Consider the following 21,454-nt stretch of genomic DNA (forward strand, 5'->3'; position numbering starts at 1 on the left):
TTTTTTCCTAAAATATTGCTTCTTCATAATTTGTTAAGAATTGGTCTATATATTCATTCATTGTAGGGATCAATGATTAGATCCAAATCACATTCATCATAACAGGAAAAGGGGCATTGATATGAACGCAAACAAAGTAGAACACGGACAACCAATGAATCTTCGAGATCGAGTTCATTTCTTGGACATCGTAAGAGGATTCGCCTTAATGGGAATTATTCTGGTCAATTACTTTTTAATCGTGGATTCTGCCAAGGGCTTCGATATGGGGTCAAATGATGTATTTCACAACTTGGTGAATTGGTTTGCTTCAGGGAAATTCATTACGTTATTTTCCTTCCTATTCGGGGTTGGATTTATGATTTTTATGGATCGAGCCGCTCAGAAGGTGAGCAGTCCAAACAAGCTGTTTGCCCGGAGATTAACGATTCTCTTAGGGATTGGCCTTCTGCATGTCACCTTTGTTTGGATTGGTGATATTTTGACCTATTATGCTGTCGCTGGCTTTTTGTTACTTCTCTTTTACAAACGCACAGCCAAAACCATCCTGTACTGGCTGATCATACTCTTTGTCATTCAGTTGCTCACGCCTTTTTTCACAATGCTGATCAATACCATCAGTTCGAGATCATCAGGAAAGCCTGACTTTGCCGATTTCGAGCTGACTAGCCACAACAGCCTGACTTATCTAGCATCTATTGGTGATCGGTGGACAGATATGGTCATAATGGCTTCTAGTTCCTTTTCTACCGTCTATTCCATGTTCTTCATGTTTTTGCTTGGTGTGTATTTCGTGAAAATGAAGTTTTTCAAAAACATGGAGGCGAAAAAAGCGATTTGGAATCGCATTTGGATCATTTGTACAATCGCTTTTCTCATCACACAAAGCAGTACGATTATGACGGCGATCAACCCTTTTGAAAATGCGCCATGGATGAACATTATCTCTGCCCTTGAACAAAACGGGGGATTAACTGGAAGTATGTTCTATATGAGTACACTTGCGATGCTGTTTCTGCACGTGCCTCAGCTGCGAGGTGCTTTGATGGTCTTTACCAAAGTCGGACGGATGTCACTGACCTGCTATTTGCTACATTCCATCATTGGAACAATACTATTTCTGAAATACGGAGCCGGACTTGTCGATCATCTTCAACCTGCGGGTACGTTCATGATTGGACTCGGTGTCTATCTCTTCCTTGTGCTCTTCAGTACATTATGGTTAAAGCGATTTAAATATGGACCGATGGAGTTTATCTGGCGTCAGCTGACGTATGGGAAAGTTGATGATCAACCGAAAACAAAACCATTCCATGCGGCAAAATAATAGAAAAAAGGCGAATTCCTGCAGTTCGCCTTTTTTGTAATATGTTCAGTTTTAGTCTTCAGATACTATCAGTTCAACACTTTAATACTGATCAATCATTTCTTGCAATTGATTCAAATAACTTTCTTTTAATTCATCTGGGTATTCAATTTTCACATGTTTCCCAAATGAGATCAAATAGTGCGTCATATACGATAATTCTTCTTGGTTGTATCCACCCACAAGATAAGGAGTATCATCAATGATCTCCAATCTCATATTCGGGTAATGATTCTTCAAAAACTTTTCTTTACCTTGTTCCGTTAAACGACATTTAAATAAGATATCATGATAGGTTTTTTCGTACTCGAGTTGCAGTTCTTTTAACTCTTCCTTAGTCAATGTGTCTCTCGTATCTTCTTCGATCATTATTTCAGTCATACAATCACATCTGTAGATGCCCCACTTTTTATTTTGAACATCATATGCTTTGGTGAACCAAATCCCATTCCGGTAAAACAACTCAAGAAATTGCAGCCTGATCCATTTACTTTCATATTGAATGTAAGTCATCTTCACTATTTGATCTTTCATCATCGCCTGCAAAATCAATTCTAAGTTATTTTGTTCACTGACTGGTGCGACATTATGGTAATGAATCACATCCAACGTCTCCGTGATCATTTGTTTTCTCTCATCAGACATTGTAGCAAACAGTTTTTGGCGAATCTGTGAGTAAGATTTTTTAAACGGTGTTGCTGACAGCAAGTCTAGGGCTTTTAGGGCGAAAAAAATAGCTTGCACTTCATCTATATTAAAATAAATTGGAACCAATGGAGATTGATTCACGAGTCGATATCCTCCATGTCTGCCATTTTCAACGTAAAAAGCTAAGCCCATTGACTCTAGCTCTTCCATATCTCTTAAAGCCGTACGTTTAGAAATGCCAAATTCAGTTTCTAAATCTTTTAATTGAAATGAATACTTATCACTTAAAAAAATGAGCTCTTGGTTTAATCGTTCTGATTTTTTCATTTGATTTTCCTTTTGAAAAAGGTGACATGTTTTGTCACCTTTTTATTTTATACTCAGTTTATCAAAAGAAAAGGAGCATGTATATGCAAACATTCATCATTAACGCGCACCCTGATTTCACTCATCGAGAAAGTTATTCAAACAAACTGCAAACACTATTTTTAAAGCAGTTTAAAGAAAGGTTTCCTTATGAGGAGCCAACCATTTTACATTTATATGGAACTGAAATTCCTCGTATCGAAAAAGACCAGCTACTAGGTATTTGGGAAAAGCAAGCATCTGAACAAACATTAACACTTGCGGAGGAAAAAATCGCCGCTTCTTCTGCTGCTTTATTGGCTCAATTCAAAGCACATCATCGAATTGTGATTGTGTCACCTGTTCATAATTTCAATGTGACTTCCCGTATGAAGGATTATATAGATAATATCTTTATTGCGCGAGAAACATTCAAATATACAGAAGCTGGTTCAGTTGGTTTGATGACTGACGATTATCGTATACTTTTGCTTCAAGCAAGTGGCTCGATCTTCACAAATGACGATCGATACACACCTCTGGAATTTTCACATCATTACCTAAAAGAAATATTCCAAAACTTGATGGGCTTTCAACAATTTCATATCGTCCGAGCACAAGGAACGGCGATTTTAGAAGAAGAAACGATCTTGACATCTGCAGCTGATGATTTGTCTAAAGCCTTTGATGCGTTTTACTCGCCTAGCGGGATGTGAATTGAATTTTTTCAAAAACAAAAAGACCAAAAACGTTTGATATCACGTTTTTGGTCTTTTATTATTAACCGATTGAACCTTTCATTATCAAACTTGATTAATATTGTTCGAAATGGCATGAACTAATATAACAATCAAACTGGTCTAACCTTTGATATATCCATTTTTTAAAATATTTAAATATGACTTGTAACGCTTTTGACATACGAATTTGCATATGCAGATGCCGCATAAAATAGTGCTAATTAAAACGCACTTTTATATATAAACTAAAGAAAACGGAAATAAAGAAATTTTTAAAAGCCAAAAAGAGCCACGAATTAAATCCTTTGCTCTTTTTTAAGACTATTATTTACCTAAAAGACTGATAAATTTACTTAGTTCTTCTTTGGCTTCATCTGTTGTCCCTTCCAGCTCATTCATTAACCCAAACAAATTATCATATGAACTAGCAATTTCCGCTTTAACTTCTGCCAACTCTTGAGCCACTTGTGAAAGTGGAATAACTTCTTCTTCTTCAAACGTGTCGACATAACGTGGAATGTTCAAATTGTAATCATTTTCTTTGATTTCATCCAAAGATGCCACATGAGCATATTTTTCAACGTCTTTACGGTTACGGTAAGTTTCGATAATTTTGTTTATGTTTTCAGGAGAGAGTTTGTTTTGGTTCTTTCCTTTTACAAACTCATTTGAAGCATCGATAAACAAAATATCTTTATTCTTACGAGCTTCACGACCTTTGAACACCAGAACACAGGTTGGGATACTTGTGCCATAAAACAAGTTAGCTGGCAATCCAATAACAGTATCTAATAGATTATTGTCTATGATATTTTTGCGGATTTTACCTTCTGATGCACCACGGAAGAGTACCCCATGCGGCAATACGATAGCCATTGTTCCAGTTTTGTCTAAATGATAAAGTCCATGCAGTACAAAAGCATAATCTGCCTTAGATGCAGGTGCTACACCATAACCCTTGAAACGTGTATCTTTTTCTCGATCCACGTCTTTTGTATCCCATTTATGAGAATATGGTGGGTTTGATACGACGGCGTCGAACTTCAAAGGAATTTGTGTGCCATCTTTTTCAGCAAATGGCCAGTCAGCATCCAGTGTGTCTGCTCGTTTCAACTCCATATTGCGATAATTTACCCCATGCATCATCAAGTTCATACGAGCTAAGTTATAAGTCGTCGTATTCAACTCTTGCCCGTAAAACTCAACGCTTCCTTCTTCATCACCATTTGGTAATTCTTTTTGGACTGTTAGAAGAAGTGAACCTGATCCCATTGTAGGGTCATAAACACGGAATTGACCGCCAGTACCATCTGCATCATTTGTGACAATTTTTGCTAGAATTTGACTAACTTCATGAGGTGTATAAAATTCCCCTCCTTTTTTACCAGCATTTGCAGCAAATTGTCCAATCAAATATTCATAAACGTCACCCAAAATGTCGTGCCCTGAATCGTCTTTGAAAGTGAACTCGTTAATCATCAACACGATATCATTCAAAGCCTTTGCACGTTCGTTTGTACTTGAACCTAGACGTGTATCCCCAAGGTTAACATCTGAAAATACATTAGCAAAGTCAGCTTCTGCAATCGCGTTACGTTTTGCATTTGTATTGAATGAGTCAAACATATCTTGGAAGTCACTAGCTTTGATTTTATGATTTTCAATTTTTGATACGATTTTGTCCCAAGTGTAGGCAGGATCAATCGCATATCCGATACCTTTACTAATTTCCTCAAGATAATCTTCTTTTTCAGTTTCATCTGTCACTTCGTAGAACTCTTCCAAACCATTGATTTTTAAGTATTCATCTTGATTTTCTGATAAGTATCGATAGAACATAAACGGCAAAATATAGTTCTTGTACTCACTTGCATCCATTGTCCCACGCAATTTGTTAGCCATTCTCCATAGCTTTGATGTAATATCTGCTGCATTGCTCATTTGTGTCATCTCCTTTTCTTATATAAACATTTGTTGAAGTAGTGATTTTTTCAAATTTTTAAGCGAATTTAACTCAAGCTGATGAAAAATGATAAGGTTGTCTATGTTCTTAAAGAAAGAACCAATTTTCTCTTGCTCTGCTCTGTCAACTGGAAACTTGATTATATACTTCAATACATCAGATGGTGTAATACGCTTTTGACTGTTTGATGTACCAGATGAAATTGATTCTAAATCTCTTGTTGTCTTATCCAATAGCATTAGCTGTTCCAAAAATGCCAAGTCGATTTCAGTTGAAGTAAATGGCATGAATTCACTTGATGCAACAGCATTTCTAGGAGCATCCTCCACAAACCAAATTCGTTTCTGACGAACATTAAGCTTATTAATTAGCAACACATCTCCTGAAATTTTGAGACGCATACTCTGCATAGAGTCGCCAAAAACAGTTTCAGGGCTTCGTCCGTTGTCATATGAAGGCATACTATATTCAACAAATATAGCATGGGGAGTTGCTTGTGGATCAACACTTGTTCTTACAAAATCACCAACCTTTGACAAAGAATGCTGTTCCCAAGCATCCGCAAATCCTGCAAAGCGAATTTCAGGAACATTGGCTCCATCTTTCGGAAACATTTTTTGCAGTAGACTCTTTTTCAAATCCTTCAGCAGTTCCAACTTACGCTGATGAAGGGTGATAGTTTCGTCAAGTTGTTTGAAAAATGAACCGATTTTTTGTTGTTCGTCTAATTCAACAGGAACCATTATTTTCTTGTTCACCAATTCTTCTTTTGTAATTCCTTTGATTGATGTACCTTGAACTGCGTGTAACTCGCTTTGTAATTTCTTATACAGCGAATAAACTCCAAACCATTCATTCACTTTCATTTTAGTGATCGAAAGAAAATCTTGGCTAGTAGCGTATTCAAACTGCATAAATGCTAGTTTTCCAACACCTACCCGTGTAACAATCGCGATAGAATTTGCTGGTACTAATTTTGCAGCAGAATTTTTTAAGCCTATTTTAGTAATTTTCTTTTTTGCCTGAATTTCTGATACCTGATGTTCAGCCAAATCGGATGACTGTATCCACGGCAAGTTACCTCCCCAATATTCATCGACAGAAGTCTTTGGAGTCCCTCCACCATACGCCTCTTCAGCAAAGTCCGAAACACTTCGCTGTTCCCAAGCATCAGTAAATCCTGCAAATCTAATTTGAGGTGACTTTGTTATTTTATGGCTCATTACCGTTCTCCTTTTTTCCTAGTTTGCATAATGTGATCGCTTGACTATTCCCCCTTCTTAATTTCGTCAGCCATTTCGTAAAATGCTTTACGAAATTCAATACGATACCGAACCCAGCTTAACGCTGCAATCTCTTCAACGGCGATTTCTTTATAATCAGCTCTTGCGTCATTCATGATAGCGGTTAACTCCCCTTGTTTATCCATATCCTCTTGACCTAATCTGTGTTTTTTAATCATGTTTTCAAGTTCCTTAGGCTTAGTACTGTTATCTAGTCCCCAAGTCCGGATGAAGTTCGTTACAAGTTGGATATTCGTATCCTTTTGTGCTTGATCCATTGCTTGGTTCATTTTTTCAACACTTCGAGGTGCTGGATAATGATCAAACTCAAACTCTTTTGAAAAAATCTTAGATACAAAATGACTCACCTTAGATTTTTCTTTTTCATTGTCAGACTTGGCGATTTCAACTTGGATTTCATCACGTGTACTTTCCGCTTTTGACATTTCGTTCGCGTGAACTTCGTCAGCCATTCGGGCGATCAAATCAATTAAATAATCATAGTTGATGGTCACATCGTGAATATGAACCATCGAGAGATTGACTTGCGAAATATCAATGTCTTCTCGCTTTGCACGTCGTTCTTTCAACTCACCAGCAATGACAGTTGTTAAAATAACTTCCTGCTCTTCAGTAATACCTAGACGTTCATAGAACTCTTCAGGATTATCATAGGCGGATATAGGGTTTTTGTCATCGTCTTCGGTATATTGTTTCAACTGACTTAACAAACGATTATACTCTTTCAGATTCTCAAAGACTTCATCCTGTGCTTTTTCACTTGGTGGTAATTGTATAAAATCGTCTGTGAGCGTGGAAAGCTTCTTGATGACTTCTTGCATCTCAGCTTGGACCTTGCTAAATGGTTTGGAAGTGATACCAGACTCTTCGTTGCCTTTCTTCAATTCTTCAAGTGAAAGTTGTTCGTCGGCAGATGCACGATTTGAATAAATAGCAAAAGCCTTATTCATTTCATACTCGTTTTGCTCCGGCCAACGATAATTCACAACATTTCCCCAAGGCTTATCGACAACGTTATGTATTCTATTTGTACGTGAGTATGCCTGAATCAAGTTCCCACCTTTAAGTGTTCGGTCAATATAGAGCGTATTCATCTCAGGAGCATCAAAACCGGTCAAAAGTTGATCCACAACGATAACCAAATCTAAATAGTTACCATCATCAGCTGTCTTGTTAAGACGCCGCGCTAAGTCTTCTGTATAGGCTTTCACTGTCGTCATATCAAAAGCTGTGCCAAACGTTGCGTTATAGGCTTTGATAGCTCTATGCAAGTTCTCGTTCGTTTTCAGTTGATGAACACTATTGGATGTATCTGCCGAGAAACTCACCGCAACTTTTAATCGTTGATCTACTGGACGACTCGCATTCTCTTCTGCAAACTTATCGAAATATTCCATCGCTCTTGGTGTACTTGCTTTATTACCACCAACGTGAACTGTAAACAAGGCATTATATTTACGCTCATTTGAACGTTTCTTCCAGTTATCGAAGATGTCTTTCACTACTAAGTTCACATGTTCTGGACTATAGTCATAAACACTACCACGAATATTATCATCAATATCATCTTCGGTAGGGTCTTCGGGAGCCTGGATTGTTTCCTTAAATTCAACGTTAAACCCTAACACATTTTTATCCGCAATCGCTTCTTTAATGGTATATGCATGTAATAGTTCTCCAAAGATTTCTCGTGTTTCGGGGAATTTTGGTGTACCAGTATAACCAATCCAAGCAGAATTAGGAATTGCTTTTCGAATCGTTTCAAGCATCCCTTCATTTTCAGTACCATTCCCAGTTGAACGGTGGGCTTCATCCACGATAAAAAGAATATTTTCATTAAGTGGCTTGAAGCTGTCCCGCACTACATAACGCGACATTTTTTGGATACTTGTTACTATGATGTTCTTATCGCTTTTCTTCGTTAGTTTGCGATGAAGGTCTGAGATATTGGCTGTGTCACCCACCACACCAGTTTTCCCTTCAAAACCAGCAACAGGATCATAGGCTTTATAAGCATCTGCTGTTTGGTTGGTGAGTGCAATCCGGTCAACCAAGAAGATCACTTTATCTACATTTGGTAGACGGCTTACCAGCCACGCTGTCTTAAAACTTGTGATTGTTTTACCTGAGCCTGTTGTGTGCCAAATGTATCCTAATTTACCACCATCATATTTAAAGTCAAACTTTCTAACTTTATCAAGCACACGCTTTGTGGCATAGACTTGATATGGACGCATGACTTTGATACTTTCTTTGTTTTTTGTACCATCTAGTACCATGTAACGTGTTGCCAAATCATGGGCCATTGGAATGGACAACACTTTATCCGCAAACGTCTTCCATGATCGAATAGGGCGAGCATCATCTTCGTTTTGCCAGTTGAAAGCAAAAGCTCGGTTAAAGTTTTCGAGTGGGGTATTTGCCATATAACGAATATCAAACGGTGTCATCGCGATTAAAATCTGCAAAGTTGAAAAGATACCGCTGAATTGTTTTTCAGCTATATACTGTTCCATCTGATTTAAAGATTCCGTAGCGCTATGAAGTGCTTTCTTTAATTCAATTTGAATAATCGGCAAACCATTAATGAGCAAAGTCACATCAAATCTGCGAGTCGTTTTACCATCAACAACTTTTGGCCGTTTAATTTGATTTACTACTTGATAAACGGTATTCCCGCCACCGACTTGGGCTTGGTCGAATACTGTCAAAAACACATGTCTACCATTATCAAGGTCAACTTCAATTTCAGAAACACCATTAACGCCATACAAAAACTGTCCGGCCTGATAAGGTGATTCAATACTCGTGATGATTTTCTTTACCTGATTAAATTCAGTAACAGACAAGGGTTCATCTAATCGAGCGCTATTGTTTTGTTCTAAGATTATTTTAAAGTTATCCCAAAGTTGTTCAGTTGTTTTAATGTTTTTTTTGTATTCCCATTGTTTTACTCCACCGATTTTGGTCAAATAATCGATCACTTCATTTTCAAATGCTAATTCCGATTGACTTTTCATTTCATTACTCTTCATTTCATTACTCCCCCTTTAATGTTTCTTCTATTACCGAGCTCGTAAACTGCCCTATCAATTCTGCGTATTGGCTTAACTTATTTTGTAGCTTCATTGTTTCTACGTATATAGTGCCTATTTTCTTCTGTTCCTCGATCGGAACAACTGGAATGATCATTTCCCCAAGGACACGAAGCGGAATTCTTAGAATAGGGCCACTACCTTGTGACCCCCTTTCTTTTTGCTGCTTCACATCTTTATGAGCATTAAACAAAAAAAGAAAATATCTCTTATCAAGTTGTTCGCTATCAAACTCTATTTTCGTAAAGTTGAGGGACAACACTTTACCAACATTATTTTCACCGACAATTGTGGCTAGCTGCAATGAGTTACTGATAACAACATCACCTTCATTTAACGATAGGTTACTCTGAAATAAAGGTTTAACCTTCTCTTCAACAGCTACGGCCTCACGATGATAATCAGCTTCAAAAGACGCTTGGTCATAATACTTTATTTCTTGAGTTTCAAATTGCTTTTGTGTTCTTGTTGGATTAATACCGGGAACGAATGTTACGAATTCATTTAATTTTCTTTTCTCCAATTAAAAATCGCCCCTAATCACATATATGATTTTTTGAAATATCTTTATATTACAAATTAAAACACACAGAGGTTGTTTCGTCAACGATAATATGTAATATAGAAATATTTCATATTATCGTTTTTTGAAAAAGCATCTTGAAAACCATACCATTAGCGATTTTAACATTTCTATAATTTTCTATTTTTATCATATGTTTGTGACTGGTGTGCTTAAGAAATCATCACCAGACAAAATAATATATACAGATATAAAGGCACACATGATTTAATCTACACACGTGCAGTACTGCTACTTTAATGAGGTTGTGGGCCATAAATCGATTAGAACAACAGAGGACATTTATCTAGATATTACTGAAAAATAAAAGAAGACGAACTTCAAAAGTTCGCCTTCTACACTATTCAAACCATTGTAAATAAAGGTTTTTAAATTTTAACCAATAGAACCTTCCATTTCAAACTTAATTATTTTTGGGAATCACACACAAACATACATTCTATTGTGATAGTGATTCCTTCGTTTTATATTTGTTTTGCGTCATATAAAATAATAAGCAATCATAAGTTTGTGGGTGCGTGCCCAACCATCATTGAATAATTAATTGCAGGATTCTTCCTATAATAATAGTACATATTGTTATAGGTATTTCAAGGAGGTGAATACGCTTAATGATAGAAGTAACTTTTGATGTAGACAGTCAACTATTACATAAAACTATTGAACAAAAATTAGATGAAGCTTTAAATAGAGACCTTTTTGTTTGGGATATGGACCGAATGTCTAAGATGACTTGTATGAGTAAACGGTTTTTGGAAAATGAATTTTTACAAGATCCAAGAATGAAACTTCTTGAAAGACGCAAGGAAAGAGGGAAACGCTTTTGGTTTTATAAAGAATCAAAAGAAGTGATGAAACAGATTATGGAAGAATGGTAAATAAAAAGCGTGGACAGACGCAAAATAAACATTTGAGGTAAGATAATGAACATAAATAAATTAAGATCATTCCTTTATAAAACATCAAAATACTTGGGAGACGTCAACGCCGTTCACAAAGGGCACTATAGGCAAACGTATCATGCGACGTGCTGCGGGTAAAGCATCCGGCAAGCTAATGAAAAAGATATTCAAATAAAAAAGAAGCCCCCGAAAAGGGCTTTTTCTTTTATTAATAGTCTACTTCTCCTAATGCTTAACCAAAGTAGCCGTTTTCTGCGGTTTGAAAATCATTCGAGGAATTTATATATACTGTGGCTGTGATCCCCATTAATAAAGTAAGGCTCAAGATTATTACTTTCAGTTGCTTCATTCAATTTCCTCCATCCATGATAATTTTTTGGCTTGTGATTCCAAACCATCATCAAAGTATTTAGATGCCAACTTGTGATTATCCTGCTTTTTATAAAATCTTGCAGCCATGATTGACAATTCTGCTGCATCTGTCCAAAGATTTTGATTTTTCAGGTCATTTATAGCTGCATCTAGTTGATCTTCATCACCTGTTATATAAATTGAATGTATGATGTTTAACTTAGCAATATACGCATTGTCAGATAATTCATTCGCTAACATGAATGACTCATTGTGTGCCTCTAGCCCTTCAGCTGTTTTATCTAACTGGAAGAGTACACGTGCTAACATGTACTTTGTTCTCATATTCAGTGTTTTGTGTGGTTTTTTTAGTTTAATAGACAAGGCGTTCTGGAAAGAGTCGAAAGCTTCAGTAAGCTTTCCTTGGCGCTCATAACATATCCCAAGATTGAAATACCCTAGCGCTTGTGGCAAATCAATGTTAGTTTCTGCTGCTAAATTGATAGCATCCTTAAAGGTTGATTCAGCTTGTTCAAATTGGGTTAAATCCATCTTATTTGAGGCGATCACCAATAGAGTAGTAGCAACCCGACTTTCTTGTAAATCTGCTGATTTAAAGCTTTCTAAAGCTTTTTTGGCATGGTTAATGGAGAAATGATTTTGTGCGATTTCGTAGTATGCAATCGAAAGCTGATAATTAAATTCAGCACGTTCTAAATCGTCAGGGACGTTTCGAAGGCGGGTCTCTGCAATATGATAGTAGTTGATAGCGTCTGAAAAGCGCTTTTTATAAAACTCATACATGCCATTGAAGAAGAAATAATAATACTGAATCATGTCATCCGTTTTCTGCTTCTCTTCAATGTCTATTTGCTTCAATAAAGTTTTTGATCCCTCAAACTCCTGCGCCAACATTTTGTATCTGGCATCAATCAAGTTAAAGTATAATAAGACATTTTGGTCTTCTTCCATATTTTCGAAAGCTTGCACTATCTCGTTTCTCATTGTTTCAGCTTTTAGGATATCTTGTTTTTTTATAAATCCGTACCAATCACCGATCATTTTAGCAACAAATGGGCTTGCTACTTTTTCCGTCAAACAAACCTCCCCCTATCCCTCACTTTATTTCCCCTATAATGACATATATTATCATTTCCTGAATAATTCCACACCGAAAACAAACCGCAATTTTCCATAGAATAAAATGGTATTTTAGTCTCTGTTCTAAATTTGTTGAAAAAGATAAGATAGTGTCGCAAGACTATATTTTCCATAGGAGGAATTACATGAAAAACCGGGCGTTGTTTATTATTTTGTTGTCTTTGTCCCTAGTTTTGACCTCTGTTCCCCCAAGTTTTGCAGCCGAGAAAAACACCTCAAAAGAAGAAAATGATTTTAAAAATCACGAAGAATTCACCGAAGAAATTGACGGATTGAAAACGAATATAAAAACAATGGAAAACACTTCTCAACATGTGACCACTTTTAAAACTGAACTTGGTACTATCACCTATACATCTAACAAAGAAACTGGGCATATCTCTGTTTCTAGTAACTATCTAAAATCCGACGAAATAGTAGCAATTGAAGAACAAGTAAATAAAATAGCGAATAGCATTGTATTAGAAAATCAAACGAATCCAATGATCACTAATTCACTTGAACAATTAGCAAATGATGATTTCACAACACAGAAACAAAAGGGAAAATGGGCGTGGTCCAAATATGATCATTACCGTATTACAGTAGAAGGTAAGGCAATTGTAGGAGTAGTTGTAGCAGCCATTTTAAACCGTATTCCTTATGTTGGGTGGATTGCTACTGCCGCTGCTCAAATAATGATTCAATTGAAAATGAAAACAGGTTACTTCTCCGCACGTTGGGGAACACGAGCCGACACTGATATTTGTTATTTGTGGAGAAAGAGACACTTGAAAATGTTCTCGGACAGTAAACGTAAAAATAAAAAACTGGACGAAGTAGGATCGGCAGGAAAAGTTTATATGTGTGGAACTGGTTGAATAAAACAGCCCCAGTCTAATGCAGACTAGGGCTGTTTTTATTGCTGCTTTTGCTCTTTTAGCTTTTTGAAAATCACAAATTGATATACTCCAAATAGCACGGTTAGGATCATAATTGCAATAAATATTTGATCGACTGGAAGCAAGAAATATACGACAATAAAAGATAAAAGCAAAACAAGATAACCTATATTGAACGCTTTTTTAAATGTCATCATATTACCTCCTTTTTACAATCATATCACGTTTTACCTAACCTTATAACCAACTTTTCCCCTATTAAAACACAAAAAAAGCCCCCATCCATTAAGGACAGGGGTTTTACTCATTTCAATGATTTTTCTAAAGCTGCTTTAGTCTTTGGACCATAGATACCATCGTGCATAAGCTGGAGCCGCTTGACCGCATTCGCAGTTTTCGGTCCAGAATAGCCATAAATCCCGTTGTTCTTAGCTCCCTTTTCAGGATAGGAATATACAGCAGCCAGAGCTTCCTGCAATGCTTTTACTCCATCGCCCTTAGTCAAACTTTAATGATGCCAGATGGCAAGTTAAATGATTTTTTAGGTTTACTCGCTTTTGGCTTGGATGGTGTATTTTTGATAGGTGTCGCATTCGCCGGCTTTGCTGTTGCCTTTTTGACTTTGCTGTTGCCTTTTTACTCGTATGAGCGGTTGCAATACCCGCCTTGAAGCGGTCCCAACGATTCAGGGCACTCTTTCCCACAACAATTATCTCTTTCAGCATGAGGGTAAATGGTTAAAAACAAATGTTGTGAGAATGTAATTCAAAGAAGTCTGTAAAAGGGCAAATCTTCCCGTTCTGTCTCCACATGCTTTAAGACATAGCGATGCTGTACACCTTTTAGAAGCAGGCGTGAATATTAAATATGTATGGGAACGGTTAGGTCATTCTTGTATAAAAACAACCGCAGATAAGTATCTCCATGTCGCCCAAAAAATTGAGGACCAAGCAATGGAAATGTATCTGCGGTATGTTCAATAATTAAATTTTGTGGGTGTTTTGTGGGTGCTTAATAAAAATCTATTGCCTAAACACCTTTAATCCCCGGTAAATCAACGGTTAACCGATACTACCTTCCATCTCAAACTTAATCAAACGGTTCATTTCAACGGCGTATTCCATTGGTAGTTCTTTTGTGAATGGCTCGATGAAGCCCATGACGATCATTTCTGTTGCTTCTTCTTCAGAAATTCCGCGGCTCATCAAGTAGAATAGCTGTTCTTCTGATACTTTTGATACCTTTGCTTCGTGCTCTAATGAAATGTTGTCGTTTAAGATTTCATTGTAAGGAATCGTATCAGATGTTGATTTGTTATCCATGATGAGTGTGTCACACTCGATGTTTGAGCGTGCACCCTCTGCTTTGCGTCCGAAGTGAACGATTCCGCGATATGTGACTTTACCGCCTTGTTTCGAAATTGATTTCGATACGATGGTTGAAGATGTGTTTGGTGCAAGGTGAATCATTTTTGCCCCTGCATCTTGGTGCTGACCTTTACCTGCTAGGGCAATACTTAATGTCATACCACGTGCGCCTTCACCTTTTAGGATGACCGCTGGGTATTTCATTGTCAGCTTAGAACCGATGTTTCCATCAATCCATTCCATTGTCGCATTCTCTTCACATACCGTACGTTTTGTGACAAGGTTGAAGACGTTGTTTGCCCAGTTTTGAATCGTCGTATAACGGCAGTAGCCACCTTTTTTGACGATGATTTCAACAACCGCACTGTGAAGTGAGTTTGTTGTATAAACTGGAGCTGTACAGCCTTCTACGTAATGCACATGTGCGCCTTCGTCAACGATGATCAGTGTACGCTCGAACTGGCCCATGTTTTCAGAGTTGATACGGAAGTATGCTTGAAGTGGTGTATCTACTTTTACGCCCTTTGGTACGTAGATAAATGAACCACCAGACCATACAGCCGAGTTCAGAGCAGCAAATTTGTTGTCAGTCGGAGGAATGACTTTTGCCCAGTGCTCACGGAAGATGTCTTCGTTCTCTTTTAATGCGCTGTCTGTATCTTTAAACACAATGCCTAGATCTTCAAGATCTTGCTTCATGTTGTGATACACAACTTCAGATTCATACTGAGCAGATACACCTGCTAAGTACTTTTGCTCTGCTTCTGGGATTCCAAGCTTATCAAAGGTTTGTTTAATTTCTTCTGGTACTTCATCCCAAGAACGCTCAGAGCGCTCTGATGGCTTGACGTAGTACGTAATTTCATCAAAGTTTAATGCATTTAGATCTCCGCCCCATTGTGGCATCGGCATGTTGTAAAAGTGCTCAAGAGATTTCAAACGGAAGTCGAGCATCCACTCGGGCTCATCTTTCATACGAGAAATTTCTTCAACGATTTCTTTTGTCAGTCCGCGCTCTGAACGGAAAATGGAAACGTCTTTATCAGAAAAGCCGTATTTATATTCACCAACATCTGGCATTTTTTTAGCCATCCATTTTCACTCCAATCTTATGATTTGCCGTTATCTTCGGCAGATGCGCCTTTTTCAAGCGCCTTCCAGGATAATGTTGCACATTTGATGCGGGCAGGGAATTTTGCCACTCCCTGCAGCGCCTCAATGTCCCCAAGATCAATGGAATCGTCGTATTCTTTTCCTAACATCATATCGGAGAAAATCTGAGACATTTTCAAAGCTGTTTCAATATCTTTCCCTTTAATCGCCTGCGTCATCATCGAGGCAGATGCCATCGAAATCGAGCATCCTTCTCCTTCAAATTTCGCATCCATGACTTTTTCGTCTTCGATTTTCATCGTGAGACGAATGCGGTCACCGCACGTTGGGTTGTTCATATCGACGACAATACTGTCGTTTAGCACACCTTTGTTTCTCGGATTTTTATAATGATCCATAATCACTTGTCTGTACAGTGTGTCTAAGTTTACATTAAAAGACATTCGTAAAATACTCCTTTGTCTTACGGAGCGCTGCAATGAGCTCGTCAATCTCTTCTTCTGTATTGTACAGATAGAAGCTTGCTCTTGCAGTCGCTGATACACCAAGCCACTTCATGAGCGGCTGTGCACAGTGATGTCCAGCACGAATGGCGACACCTTCTGTATCTAGAACAGTTGATGCATCATGCGGATGGACGTCATCTAAGTTAAACGTCACAAGTCCAGCTCGGTGCTGCGGTCCATAAACAGTCGCACCTTCAAGCTCCTTAAAGCGCTCAAGCGCGTAAGTCGCAAGCTGATGCTCGTAACGGCTGACTTCCTCCATACCGATGTCATTTAAGAAATCAATCGCTTTTCCTAGTCCAACTGCTCCTGCAATAATCGGTGTTCCCGCTTCAAATTTCCACGGTAGCTCTTTCCAAGTGGAGTCATACAGATCCACAAAGTCGATCATTTCACCGCCAAACTCAGCAGGCTCCATATTATTCAAAAGATCCTTCTTCCCGTAAAGCACACCGATACCAGTCGGTCCACACATTTTATGCCCAGAGAAAGCGAAAAAGTCACAATCTAGATCCTGAACATCAATTTGCATGTGCGGGGTGCTCTGGGCACCATCGACGACGATAATTGCCCCGTGATCGTGGGCAATCTTTGCGATGTCTTTAATTGGGTTGATGGTTCCTAATACGTTTGAGACATGTGTGACAGCAACGATTTTCGTTTGATGTGTGATGGTTTGCTTCACATCTTCAAGCGATAGCGTGCCATCTTCCTGTAACGGAATATATTTCAATGTGGCGCCAGTTGCTTTCGCTGCTTGCTGCCAAGGGATGATATTCGCATGATGCTCCATGTGCGTAATAACAATCTCATCGCCTTCTTTGAGGTTTGCTCTTGCATAGCTGATCGCCACTGTGTTCAGTGCGGTTGTTGTACCTCTAGTAAAAATAATCTCCTGGACAGATGAAGCACGAATGAATGCACGAACCTTCTCTCTTGCACCCTCGTATGCGTCCGTTGCTCTTGTGCCAAGGGTATGAACCCCCCGGTGGACGTTCGAGTTGTAAGACCGGTAATACTCATTCATTGCATCAATGACGACTCTTGGTTTTTGAGAAGTTGCTGCACTGTCCAAATACACCAAATCATGTCCGTTCACTTGCTGATGAAGGATTGGAAACTGCTCACGAACGTCTTTGATATTCATTATTTTACTTTCCTTTCAATCACAGAAACAAGCTGCTTTTTAACTCCTTCAATCGGCAGTTCTTTGACAACTGGATTTAAGAAGCCATAAATCACAAGTCTTTCTGCATCTTCTTTGGAAATCCCGCGGCTCATGAGGTAATAGAGTTGAATTGGATCAACGCGTCCAACAGAAGCAGCATGCCCTGCTGTGACATCATCTTCATCAATTAAAAGAATTGGGTTGGCGTCACCGCGTGCTTTCTCACTCAGCATGAGAACACGTGATTCCTGCTCTGCATTTGACTTCGTTGCGCCATGCTCGATTTTACCGATTCCGTTAAAGATGGATGATGCTTGATCCTTCATCACACCATGCTTCAAGATATACCCTTCAGAGTTTTTACCGAAGTGGATGATGCTTGTTGTAAAGTTTTCCGTTTGATTGCCCCGGCCGACAACAACCGATTTTGTATCACCGTATGTGCCGTCGCCCATGAGCTTTGTGATGTTTTCAGACACGACGTCTCCATCATTCATCAGGCCAAGTGCCCATTCGATTTTACTGTCACGGCCATTTGCCATACCGCGTCTGTTCACATACACTGTGACACCTTCTGAAAGGTTATCTACTGCACCGTAAGTGACGCGGGCGTTTGCTCCTGTGAACACTTCAGAAATGATGTTGAAGATCGCTTCTTCCGGCTTTGCCGTACTGATGTAGTTTTCTACATATGTGACAGCACTATGATCGTCTGCTACGACGATAACATGGTTGAACAACGTCGTTTCGTCATTTTCATGAAGATAGACGGCTTGAATTGGTGCTTCAAGCTCCACATTTTTTGGTACATAGAGGAAAGCTCCGCCATTGACTAAAGCAGCATGTAAAGCTGTTAATTTATGCTCATCCACTTTCACTGCATCTGTCATGAAGTATTTCTGCACTAGCTCTCCGTGTTCGCGGATCGCTGTATGAAGATCAGTGAAGATCACGCCTTTGTCTTTTGCTTCAGTAGAAAGAGACAAGTATGCTGGCGTTTGATCACGCTGAATGTAGACCGTCTTATCCGTGTCCTCTAAATCAATGAGAGATTTCACTTCGTCTGGAAGCTCTTCTAATGATCCAAATGGCGCACTTTCGACTGTATGCTGTTTGAAATTGGTTAAATTCCATTTTGAGATATTCGTTTTGTCAGGCTTTGGCATTGGGAGATCTTCTGCTTTTTCAAGAGCCTGTAAGCGAAGGGAGCTCATCCATGCCGGTTCCTGATGCTTCTCGGAGAAGCTTTTGACATAATCTTGATCTACTGATAATTTCGTTTCTAATGTCATCAATAATCCTCCTAACGCTTACGCTTCTTGACCAACAGTTTCGTCTTCAATTCCTAACTCTTTTTTAATCCAATCATAGCCTTCTGCTTCTAGACGCTGCGCGAGTTCTGGTCCGCCAGATTTCACGATACGACCTTGCATCATGACATGAACATGATCCGGTGTGATGTAGTTCAGTAGACGCTGATAGTGAGTGATCATTAAGCAGCCGAAGCTTTCGCCGCGCATTTTATTAATTCCTTTAGAAACCACTTTCAGGGCATCGATATCAAGACCAGAATCAATTTCGTCAAGGATGGCGATCTTTGGTTCAATCATCATCAATTGAAGAATTTCGTTGCGTTTTTTCTCACCGCCTGAGAATCCTTCATTTAGGTAGCGCTGTGCCATGTCTGGGTCCATTTCAAGGAACTCCATGTTTTCGTCCATTTTGCGGATGAACTTCATCAGAGAGATTTCATCGCCTTCTTCTCTGCGTGCGTTAATGGCAGAACGAAGGAAGTCCGCATTTGTCACACCACTGATTTCAGATGGGTATTGCATAGCAAGGAATAGACCCGCTTGAGCGCGCTCATCTACTTCCATTTCAAGGACATCTTCGCCATCAAGCAAGATGCTACCTTGTGTTACTTCATATTTTGGGTGACCCATAATTGCAGCAGATAAAGTCGATTTACCTGTTCCGTTTGGTCCCATTACTGCGTGGAATTCTCCACCTTTTATCTCGAGGTTTACACCCTTTAAGATTTCTTTCCCTTCAATCTCAACGTGCAAGTCCTTAATTGTTAATGTCGAAGCAGTCATATATCGATACCTCCAAAATAATCATTATTCTCAATTTATTCTCATTCTAATTTTATAACAAATTAAAACTGAATACAACACATTCACGATAAGCGTGAGAGGATGCTCTCAAAATATTAACAAAAAAAGCAGGTAGATAAAAGGATTTATGTCGAAAAGACTGTTTCCATAAAGAAAAGACGGGAAACTATTCTCCCGCCCCTTCGCTATCAATAGCCTTGTATATTCATTTTTGCGAGCTGCCTTTTCTCATCTCGATAGGACTGCTCTCGTTTATATTCCACTTTCATCCGTAAGTCATGGTCTCTTTCATACTCTGCATAGCTCATGCCATGAGCTTTATGCATGGCCTTTTCCATCTCGGCGGTATAATCCAATCCCAGTGTACTATGGTCCGAACAAATAATAAACCATTCCCTTCCTTGAGTGTAGCTTTATTGTATCAAAGACATGCGGCTTCACTCAAAAGGGATATGACGCGCTATGCTGGCATATTTTCTCACACACTCCGATGAGAAGTGCTCAACTCTCTGAGATGGAAAAATACCATGTTTTTCTTCTCTTAATGCGTCTGTCCTCCAAATTCATCAATACATTGCTGAACGACAGTGATTCCTTGGCTCAGTGCTGCTCCGCCTCCAAACGCTGCCGCCACACTAACGACCTCTAGTAAATTCTCTTCTGTCGCCCCTTGATCCAGCGCTCCCTTTGTATGATAAATCATGCAGTATTCATCTTGGGCATGAATGCTAATACCAAGGGCAATCATTTGTTTTTCTTTTTGCGTTAATGAATCACTTTGGAAGCATTGCTCCGTAAATTCATTGAATTTCTTCCCAAACACCGGCATTTTCTTCTGAAATTCGCCCATTGCGGCTTTATAATCAGTCAATGATTGCTGCATGGACCCGCTCGTATGCTGTTCGTTCATCTTGTTTCCATCCCTTCAGGTCATTTGTACGTTTTTATTATGAGCTAGATTTAAAAAAATACACAAAAAACCTCGCTTTGCTGAAAGCGAGGTGAAAAAGTTGTTATTCAGATACAGGCAATACTGCGCCGTCATATTTTTTGTCGATGAATTCTTTGATTTTATCAGAGTGAAGAACTTCCATTAATGTCTTGATCTTATCTGATTTTTCGTCACCTTTGCGAACCGCAACGATGTTTGCATATGGGTTGTTCTTTGTTTTTTCAAGTTCGATTGAATCTTTTTTCGGATTCAATTTGTTTTGGATCGCATAGTTGACGTTGATAAACACTGCATCGCCTTCACTGTTTTCATACGCTTTTGCCGTTAGTTCAGGCGCGATTTTTTTGAATTTTAGGTTCTTTGGGTTTTCTTTAATGTTCTTGACTGTTGCGTTGATTGTATCAACCTTTGGATCAAGCTTGATGACACCTGCATTTTGCAATAGGGCAAGCATACGGCCTTGCTCAGCCACGTTGTTTGTCATGATGATGGTGCCGCCGTTTGGAATATCTTTTACTGATTTGTATTTCTTAGAGTAGATACCGAAAGGCTCAAGGTGAACCGCACCAGCACTCACTAGGTTGTAATCTTTGTTTGATTTATTTTCTTCGTTTAAGTAAGGGATATGCTGGAAAAAGTTCGCATCCACTTCTTTTTCAGCTAACGCTTTGTTGTACATTTTATAATCGCTAAGCACTTTTACTTTTAGATCGTAGCCTTTTTCTTTTAGAAGTGGTTTTGCTTCTTCAAGAATTTCGGCATGTGGTGTTTTTGAAGCCGCAACCGTAATGGTTTTGCTTTCGCTTGCGTTATTAGATGAACCGCATGCAGCTAGAATACCTGCAAATGCTAGAAATAGTGCACTTAAAATCAATTTCTTCATGAATAAATC

The 21,454-nt window shown here is 38.7% G+C and carries 19 protein-coding genes and 2 pseudogenes; 5 read left to right on the plus strand and 16 right to left on the minus strand.

Annotated features, from left to right (window positions below; genetic code table 11):
- Positions 1–121: 121 nt before the first annotated feature.
- Complete coding sequence (locus IEE86_RS14515; RefSeq protein WP_191097849.1) at positions 122–1,327, plus strand: DUF418 domain-containing protein; 1,206 nt, start codon at positions 122–124, stop codon at positions 1,325–1,327.
- Positions 1,328–1,408: 81 nt separating this feature from the next.
- Here IEE86_RS14515 and IEE86_RS14520 read toward each other — a convergent pair whose 3' ends face one another.
- Complete coding sequence (locus tag IEE86_RS14520; protein ID WP_191097850.1) at positions 1,409–2,341, minus strand: helix-turn-helix transcriptional regulator; 933 nt, start codon at positions 2,339–2,341, stop codon at positions 1,409–1,411.
- 83 nt (positions 2,342–2,424) lie between these two features.
- Here IEE86_RS14520 and IEE86_RS14525 point away from each other — a divergent pair, with 83 nt between their 5' ends.
- Entirely contained in the window at positions 2,425–3,075 is a 651-nt protein-coding gene (locus IEE86_RS14525) for an FMN-dependent NADH-azoreductase (RefSeq protein ID WP_191097851.1), read from the plus strand.
- A gap of 348 nt (positions 3,076–3,423) precedes the next feature.
- Here IEE86_RS14525 and IEE86_RS14530 read toward each other — a convergent pair whose 3' ends face one another.
- Genes IEE86_RS14530 through IEE86_RS14545 form a run of 4 tightly spaced genes read right to left on the minus strand, consistent with a single transcriptional unit; the run spans position 3,424 to position 9,984 of the window.
- The gene (locus IEE86_RS14530) at positions 3,424–5,040 is read right to left on the minus strand and encodes a type I restriction-modification system subunit M (protein ID WP_191097852.1); all 1,617 of its coding nucleotides are present in this window, start codon (positions 5,038–5,040) and stop codon (positions 3,424–3,426) included.
- Positions 5,041–5,058: 18 nt separating this feature from the next.
- Positions 5,059–6,285: a restriction endonuclease subunit S gene (locus tag IEE86_RS14535; RefSeq protein ID WP_191097853.1), complete on the minus strand. Its 1,227-nt coding sequence runs from the start codon at positions 6,283–6,285 to the stop codon at positions 5,059–5,061.
- 44 nt (positions 6,286–6,329) lie between these two features.
- Positions 6,330–9,401: a type I restriction endonuclease subunit R gene (locus IEE86_RS14540; RefSeq protein WP_224741009.1), complete on the minus strand. Its 3,072-nt coding sequence runs from the start codon at positions 9,399–9,401 to the stop codon at positions 6,330–6,332.
- Between the two features lie 4 nt (positions 9,402–9,405).
- Positions 9,406–9,984 (minus strand): restriction endonuclease subunit S, encoded by a 579-nt coding sequence (locus IEE86_RS14545; protein ID WP_191097854.1) that lies wholly within the window; start codon positions 9,982–9,984, stop codon positions 9,406–9,408.
- 671 nt (positions 9,985–10,655) lie between these two features.
- Between IEE86_RS14545 and IEE86_RS14550 the strand changes: the two genes are divergently transcribed.
- Positions 10,656–10,922 (plus strand): hypothetical protein, encoded by a 267-nt coding sequence (locus IEE86_RS14550; protein WP_191097855.1) that lies wholly within the window; start codon positions 10,656–10,658, stop codon positions 10,920–10,922.
- A 369-nt stretch (positions 10,923–11,291) separates the two neighbouring features.
- Here IEE86_RS14550 and IEE86_RS14555 read toward each other — a convergent pair whose 3' ends face one another.
- Positions 11,292–12,395, minus strand: coding sequence for a Rap family tetratricopeptide repeat protein (locus IEE86_RS14555; protein WP_191097856.1), 1,104 nt, complete (start codon positions 12,393–12,395; stop codon positions 11,292–11,294).
- Positions 12,396–12,583: 188 nt separating this feature from the next.
- Here IEE86_RS14555 and IEE86_RS14560 point away from each other — a divergent pair, with 188 nt between their 5' ends.
- Positions 12,584–13,318 (plus strand): hypothetical protein, encoded by a 735-nt coding sequence (locus IEE86_RS14560; RefSeq protein WP_191097857.1) that lies wholly within the window; start codon positions 12,584–12,586, stop codon positions 13,316–13,318.
- Between the two features lie 38 nt (positions 13,319–13,356).
- Here the strand turns inward: IEE86_RS14560 and IEE86_RS14565 are convergent, their stop codons facing one another.
- Positions 13,357–13,533: a hypothetical protein gene (locus tag IEE86_RS14565; protein WP_191097858.1), complete on the minus strand. Its 177-nt coding sequence runs from the start codon at positions 13,531–13,533 to the stop codon at positions 13,357–13,359.
- A 110-nt stretch (positions 13,534–13,643) separates the two neighbouring features.
- Positions 13,644–14,037, minus strand: a pseudogene (locus IEE86_RS14570) (peptidoglycan-binding domain-containing protein); the annotation flags it as partial.
- Between the two features lie 18 nt (positions 14,038–14,055).
- On the opposite strand from IEE86_RS14570, the pseudogene IEE86_RS19395 reads away from it, so the two are divergent.
- Positions 14,056–14,322, plus strand: a pseudogene (locus tag IEE86_RS19395) (tyrosine-type recombinase/integrase); the annotation flags it as partial.
- Between the two features lie 78 nt (positions 14,323–14,400).
- On the opposite strand, the gene sufB reads toward IEE86_RS19395, so the two are convergent.
- The 8 genes from sufB to metQ form a co-directional block, all read right to left on the minus strand.
- Entirely contained in the window at positions 14,401–15,798 is a 1,398-nt protein-coding gene (sufB, locus tag IEE86_RS14580) for a Fe-S cluster assembly protein SufB (protein ID WP_191097860.1), read from the minus strand.
- A gap of 17 nt (positions 15,799–15,815) precedes the next feature.
- Positions 15,816–16,262 carry a Fe-S cluster assembly sulfur transfer protein SufU gene (gene sufU / locus IEE86_RS14585; RefSeq protein WP_003212941.1) on the minus strand — a complete coding sequence of 149 codons (447 nt, stop codon included), beginning with the start codon at positions 16,260–16,262 and terminating at the stop codon, positions 15,816–15,818.
- Complete coding sequence (locus IEE86_RS14590) at positions 16,252–17,472, minus strand: cysteine desulfurase (RefSeq protein ID WP_191097861.1); 1,221 nt, start codon at positions 17,470–17,472, stop codon at positions 16,252–16,254. Before IEE86_RS14590 ends, sufU begins: the two co-directional genes overlap by 11 nt.
- Positions 17,472–18,785 carry a Fe-S cluster assembly protein SufD gene (gene sufD, locus IEE86_RS14595; protein ID WP_191097862.1) on the minus strand — a complete coding sequence of 438 codons (1,314 nt, stop codon included), beginning with the start codon at positions 18,783–18,785 and terminating at the stop codon, positions 17,472–17,474. Before sufD ends, IEE86_RS14590 begins: the two co-directional genes overlap by 1 nt.
- 18 nt (positions 18,786–18,803) lie before the next feature.
- Positions 18,804–19,589, minus strand: coding sequence for a Fe-S cluster assembly ATPase SufC (gene sufC, locus IEE86_RS14600; protein ID WP_034280842.1), 786 nt, complete (start codon positions 19,587–19,589; stop codon positions 18,804–18,806).
- Positions 19,590–19,798: 209 nt separating this feature from the next.
- A complete protein-coding gene (locus IEE86_RS14605) occupies positions 19,799–19,936 on the minus strand; it encodes a YuzK family famiily protein (protein WP_162835676.1) in 138 nt (45 codons plus the stop codon).
- Positions 19,937–20,151: 215 nt separating this feature from the next.
- On the minus strand, positions 20,152–20,520 hold the full coding sequence (locus IEE86_RS14610) for a carboxymuconolactone decarboxylase family protein (protein WP_191097863.1): 369 nt from the start codon (positions 20,518–20,520) through the stop codon (positions 20,152–20,154).
- Positions 20,521–20,623: 103 nt separating this feature from the next.
- Positions 20,624–21,445 (minus strand): methionine ABC transporter substrate-binding lipoprotein MetQ, encoded by an 822-nt coding sequence (gene metQ / locus IEE86_RS14615; RefSeq protein ID WP_048237387.1) that lies wholly within the window; start codon positions 21,443–21,445, stop codon positions 20,624–20,626.
- Positions 21,446–21,454: the final 9 nt, after the last annotated feature.

This window comes from Bacillus crepusculi (genome assembly GCF_014764715.1).
Taxonomy (GTDB): domain Bacteria; phylum Bacillota; class Bacilli; order Bacillales; family Bacillaceae; genus Bacillus.

Coding starts and splice junctions, on each gene's coding strand:
- IEE86_RS14515 (WP_191097849.1), top strand. CDS start 122: ATGAACGCAAACAAAGTAGAACACGGACAACCAATGAATCTTCGAGAT.
- IEE86_RS14520 (WP_191097850.1), bottom strand. CDS start 2,341: ATGAAAAAATCAGAACGATTAAACCAAGAGCTCATTTTTTTAAGTGAT.
- IEE86_RS14525 (WP_191097851.1), top strand. CDS start 2,425: ATGCAAACATTCATCATTAACGCGCACCCTGATTTCACTCATCGAGAA.
- IEE86_RS14530 (WP_191097852.1), bottom strand. CDS start 5,040: ATGAGCAATGCAGCAGATATTACATCAAAGCTATGGAGAATGGCTAAC.
- IEE86_RS14535 (WP_191097853.1), bottom strand. CDS start 6,285: ATGAGCCATAAAATAACAAAGTCACCTCAAATTAGATTTGCAGGATTT.
- IEE86_RS14540 (WP_224741009.1), bottom strand. CDS start 9,401: ATGAAGAGTAATGAAATGAAAAGTCAATCGGAATTAGCATTTGAAAAT.
- IEE86_RS14550 (WP_191097855.1), top strand. CDS start 10,656: ATGATAGAAGTAACTTTTGATGTAGACAGTCAACTATTACATAAAACT.
- IEE86_RS14560 (WP_191097857.1), top strand. CDS start 12,584: ATGAAAAACCGGGCGTTGTTTATTATTTTGTTGTCTTTGTCCCTAGTT.
- IEE86_RS14565 (WP_191097858.1), bottom strand. CDS start 13,533: ATGACATTTAAAAAAGCGTTCAATATAGGTTATCTTGTTTTGCTTTTA.
- sufB (WP_191097860.1), bottom strand. CDS start 15,798: ATGGCTAAAAAAATGCCAGATGTTGGTGAATATAAATACGGCTTTTCT.
- sufU (WP_003212941.1), bottom strand. CDS start 16,262: ATGTCTTTTAATGTAAACTTAGACACACTGTACAGACAAGTGATTATG.
- IEE86_RS14590 (WP_191097861.1), bottom strand. CDS start 17,472: ATGAATATCAAAGACGTTCGTGAGCAGTTTCCAATCCTTCATCAGCAA.
- sufD (WP_191097862.1), bottom strand. CDS start 18,785: ATGACATTAGAAACGAAATTATCAGTAGATCAAGATTATGTCAAAAGC.
- sufC (WP_034280842.1), bottom strand. CDS start 19,589: ATGACTGCTTCGACATTAACAATTAAGGACTTGCACGTTGAGATTGAA.
- IEE86_RS14605 (WP_162835676.1), bottom strand. CDS start 19,936: ATGCATAAAGCTCATGGCATGAGCTATGCAGAGTATGAAAGAGACCAT.
- IEE86_RS14610 (WP_191097863.1), bottom strand. CDS start 20,520: ATGAACGAACAGCATACGAGCGGGTCCATGCAGCAATCATTGACTGAT.
- metQ (WP_048237387.1), bottom strand. CDS start 21,445: ATGAAGAAATTGATTTTAAGTGCACTATTTCTAGCATTTGCAGGTATT.